Below are 4,251 nucleotides of genomic sequence, written 5' to 3'. Positions count from 1 at the left end.
AATCTCAACCAGCCAACCGTAATGTTTGCTTCTTTTGACTTTCTTAATAATTCCTTGCAAAGCCTATTTTTTGCCTTTCCATACTCCGTAATAGGCTTGCAATTATATTCTTCCGTAACAATCCCTTCACATTTACCGCATTCCGCTTGACTTCCAATAGAAATGAAGCGACTGCATCCCATTAAAGATGCAGTATCAAATAAAGCTATAGAATTGTTATAATTTTCATTTTGAATTTCTGCATTATCTCTTTCAGGAACTCTTGTACCATTCCATGCAATATGCATAACAATATCAACCTTAGAGGATATTTTATCCTTTAAGGTATTGTAATTATCCATATCACATTCAACTATCGTTAATGCATTGCTTAATATAGAATTAAGTTTTTGGCTCGATTTTGAATTTGGTCTTACAACAGCAAATACAGAATAGCCTTTTTCAAGTAAAGCTTTTACTAAAGGGAATCCAATAAAGCTTGTTGCACCCGTGACAACAACATTCTTCATTATAGACTCTCCTTTACCTTATCAATTACTGCTTCTTTGTCCATCTTATAATAATGGCGTAGATAATCTGTTGAACCAACAACACTTGTAAATTCATCCTTCATACCTAAGCGAACAAGTTTTACCTGAATACCATGCTTCGATAAAACGTCACTAATGCTTGAGGCAAAGCCACCCTCTATTTGGTGTTCCTCAAGAGTAATAATTGTTTTAAACTTCTTTGCTACTTCCTTAATAACTTCCTCATCCATTGGTTTAATTGTTGGAAAGCTATATAAGGTAACAAAGATTCCTTCTTTTTCAAGTTCTAGTACAGCATCATTTGCTTCTTTTGTAATAGCACCTGTAGAGAATATGCATGCATTATTACCTTCGTGAAGTAAATATGCTTTACCTACCTTAAACTCGATTTCACCTTGGTGAATATTAGGCTCTCCACCACGGCCAAGACGAATGTAAACTGGGGTTTCCATATCGATTGCAGCCTGAGTGACTGCTCTAGTTTCAATTGGATCACAAGGTGAGAAAACAGTAATATGAGGCATTACCTTCATACATGCGATATCCTCTGTCGCATGATGGCTCATACCTAAAGAGCCATAAGCAAAACCAGCGGCTAATGCAACAATTTTTACATCACAATTATGATAACAAATATCATTTCTTATTTGCTCAAGACATCTCAATGTTGAAAATGAGCCAATAGAATATGTAAATACTTTCTTTCCACTGAGTGCTAGACCTGCAGCAACGCTTGACATGTTTTGTTCAGAAATACCAACATTTACATATTGCTTTGGGAAGTTTTCGTATAATGGATTTAAAACGTTAAAGCCTAAATCCGCAGTTACAAGCATTAAATCCTTATTTGTTTTTGCATTTTCGCAAATAACCTTAACTAAATTATTTCTCATATTCCTCTGCCTCCAATTCCTTCTTAGCAGATTCATAGAATTCTCCTTGCGGATCTCTATAATGCCATAATAGCTGATTTTCCATAAAGGATACACCTTTTCCCTTTATCGTGTTTGCGACAATACAAATAGGCTTATCATTATCAAACTTCGTTTGGAATGCATCGAATAATTCCTCATGGGAATTACCATTAATGGATAAAACATTAAAGCCAAAGGTTTTAATCTTTTCACCTAAATTTCCTGTATCCATTACTTTAGCAACATCCCCCATTGCCTGCATTCTATTTCTATCGATAATAATCGTAAAATTGGATAGATTATATTGATTTGCAAACATTACGGTTTCCCAAAATGATCCTTCATTACATTCGCCATCACCTACGATTGCGTAAACATGATATGGCTTATTATCTAGTTTTGCAGCAAGTGCCATTCCAGTTGCAACACATACACCATGACCCAAGGAGCCTGTTGAAAACTCAACTCCAGCTACATTCTTATGTGAAATGTGGCCAGAAAAATTGCTGCCATCTAAATCATAGGTTTTTAACTCTTCTCTACTATAAAAACCAACGTTTGCTAGTGTTGCATAAAGTGCACTACCTGCATGTCCCTTACTCAATACCAAACGGTCTCTTTCATCCCATTTTGGATTTTTTGTGTCATATTTTAATATATCTGCATAAAGTACAGCTAATATATCTGTAACAGAGTATGCAGAGGCTATATGAGATGCATGTGAATTATGTATCATTTCTAAAACATCTAAGCGCACATTATGCGCTAATTGCTTACTATTCATAAATCACAAATCTCCTTTCTTACTTCAATTTAAAGAATTCCTTAATTTCCTTATCCATTTCAGCTGGTATATCTTCTTTGTTATTAAAATATATCTTTGTGAATTCTACAATTTTTTTCATACACTCGTCAATGTGCCATCTTGGTCTCCAACCAAATACATCTTTAATCTTCCAGTTATCAAGCTTTAGGAAGGTTGCCTCATGTGGACCCCCATCATATTTTGAGGTCCAATTTACATTGTTGCCCCATTCTTTACAAAATAATGTAACTAAATCTCCTGTAGAAACACAATCACAATCATCTGGTCCTACATTAAAATATCCTTCGAAATCTTTATTGTTATATTGCTTCTCGCAAATAGTCAAATAAATATATAAAGGCTCTAAAACATGTTGATATGGTCTTGTAGAATAAGGATTTCTAATCACGATATCCTGATTCTTTTCCACCGCTCTAATACTATCTTGAATGATTCTATCTATTGCGAAATCGCCACCACCAATGACATTACCAGCTCTAGCTGTTGATACGGATACATCCATATCCTTAAAGAAGGATTTCTTATAGGAATGAGTTACAAGTTCACTACAAGATTTTGAATTACTATATGGATCATATCCATCTAATGGTTCATTTTCCTTAAAAGCATGATCTGGCATATCCTCATTTAAATAAACCTTATCTGTTGTTACATTTAAGAAGGATTTTACTGATTTTGTAAGTCTTACACATTCACAAATGTTTGCTGTACCCATTACATTAGTTTCATAGGTATAAAGTGGATTCTTATATGATTCTCTTACGATAGGCTGTGCAGCCAAATGCATTACAATTTCAGGCTCAAACTCATCAAATACTTCTTTTAAGTGCTTATAATCTCTTATATCACCAATCACATGTTTAATTTTATCCTCTACTTGAGCTAAAGAGAATAAATTAGGGGTTGTTGGAGCCTCTAGAGAATATCCACAAATAATAGCTCCTGCATTAACTAGTATTCTTGTAAGCCAAGTACCTTTAAAGCCTGTATGACCTGTAATCAATACTCTTTTGCCCTTATAAAAATTTAAATTTAGCATATTATCTATTCCAAACCTTCCAAGGACAATCTGGTTGATTGTCTAGTCTTTCTAATAATTCTCTTTCACGAAGTGTATCCATACACTGCCAGAAGCCCTTATGGGTATAAGCATTTAATTGACCCATCTTTGCAAGCTTTGGTAATACATCCGTTTCAAATACACAATCATCACCCTCAATAAGGTCTAATACTTCTGGTTCTAATACCATAAAGCCAATGTTGATTAATGCACCATCTACCTCAGCCTTCTCTCTAAAGGATTTTACTGTACCATCCTTTGCAACCTTAATTACACCTTTAGATTGACCAAAGTTGTAAACGGTGAACGTCGCAAGCTTACCGGATTCGATATGGCTCTTTAATACAGCATTTACATCAATATCACCTACTGCATCGCCATAGGTCATAAAGAATCTATTATTTCCTATATAATTTTTAATTCTTTTAATTCTTCCACCCGTTTGAGTAGAATATCCTGTATCGGAAATTGTAACCTTCCAATCAAATTTTGGCTTATCGTGTGTAATTCTTTCACCTGTTGCGATATCAAATGTAACATCATTTGTATACATATCAAAGTGAGCAAAATATTCTTTTATAACCTGTTGCTTATAACCACCACAAACGACAAAATCATTAAAGCCTTGGTGAGCAAAAATTCTCATAATATGAACCATAATTGGATATTTTCCAATTTCAATCATTGGTTTTGGTTTTAAATGGGATTCTTCGGAAATTCTAGTACCTAATCCACCAGCAAGTATAACTGTCTTCATACACATAAGTTTTTCCTCCTATTCTCCCGAACGGTCAAATAAGACCATCCAAGCTCCTTTAAATATTATTTTTAAATCTAACCATACATTTCTCTTTTGAATGTATTTTAAATCAAGCTCCACCCACTCATCAAAGGATAATTGATTTCGATTATGCTCAATTT

General features: G+C 34.2%; 5 protein-coding genes. All 5 read right to left on the bottom strand.

What is annotated here, in order from left to right:
* Positions 1 to 509: SDR family NAD(P)-dependent oxidoreductase (locus tag SPJ17_RS06945; RefSeq protein WP_321094031.1), on the bottom strand; the 509-nt coding region annotated here is incomplete at its 3' end.
* Entirely contained in the window at positions 509 to 1,423 is a 915-nt protein-coding gene (locus SPJ17_RS06940) for a transketolase C-terminal domain-containing protein (protein ID WP_321094029.1), read from the bottom strand. The genes SPJ17_RS06940 and SPJ17_RS06945, both read right to left, overlap by 1 nt.
* The gene (locus tag SPJ17_RS06935; protein WP_321094027.1) at positions 1,413 to 2,228 is read right to left on the bottom strand and encodes a transketolase; all 816 of its coding nucleotides are present in this window, start codon (positions 2,226 to 2,228) and stop codon (positions 1,413 to 1,415) included. The genes SPJ17_RS06940 and SPJ17_RS06935 overlap by 11 nt, the downstream gene beginning before the upstream one ends.
* Positions 2,229 to 2,247: 19 nt before the next feature.
* Positions 2,248 to 3,309, bottom strand: a complete 1,062-nt coding sequence (gene rfbG / locus SPJ17_RS06930) for a CDP-glucose 4,6-dehydratase (protein WP_321094026.1) — start codon at positions 3,307 to 3,309, stop codon at positions 2,248 to 2,250.
* Position 3,310: 1 nt separating this feature from the next.
* On the bottom strand, positions 3,311 to 4,087 hold the full coding sequence (gene rfbF / locus SPJ17_RS06925; protein ID WP_321094024.1) for a glucose-1-phosphate cytidylyltransferase: 777 nt from the start codon (positions 4,085 to 4,087) through the stop codon (positions 3,311 to 3,313).
* Positions 4,088 to 4,251: the final 164 nt, after the last annotated feature.

This window comes from Anaeroplasma sp. (assembly GCF_034179385.1).
Taxonomy (GTDB): domain Bacteria; phylum Bacillota_I; class Bacilli_A; order Acholeplasmatales; family Anaeroplasmataceae; genus Anaeroplasma.
This window is presented reverse-complemented; position numbering and strand designations above follow the sequence as displayed.

Bases quoted from the DNA above. Each gene is read 5' to 3' on its own strand.
- SPJ17_RS06940 (WP_321094029.1), bottom strand. From the start codon at position 1,423: ATGAGAAATAATTTAGTTAAGGTTATTTGCGAAAATGCAAAAACAAAT.
- SPJ17_RS06935 (WP_321094027.1), bottom strand. From the start codon at position 2,228: ATGAATAGTAAGCAATTAGCGCATAATGTGCGCTTAGATGTTTTAGAA.
- rfbG (WP_321094026.1), bottom strand. From the start codon at position 3,309: ATGCTAAATTTAAATTTTTATAAGGGCAAAAGAGTATTGATTACAGGT.
- rfbF (WP_321094024.1), bottom strand. From the start codon at position 4,087: ATGAAGACAGTTATACTTGCTGGTGGATTAGGTACTAGAATTTCCGAA.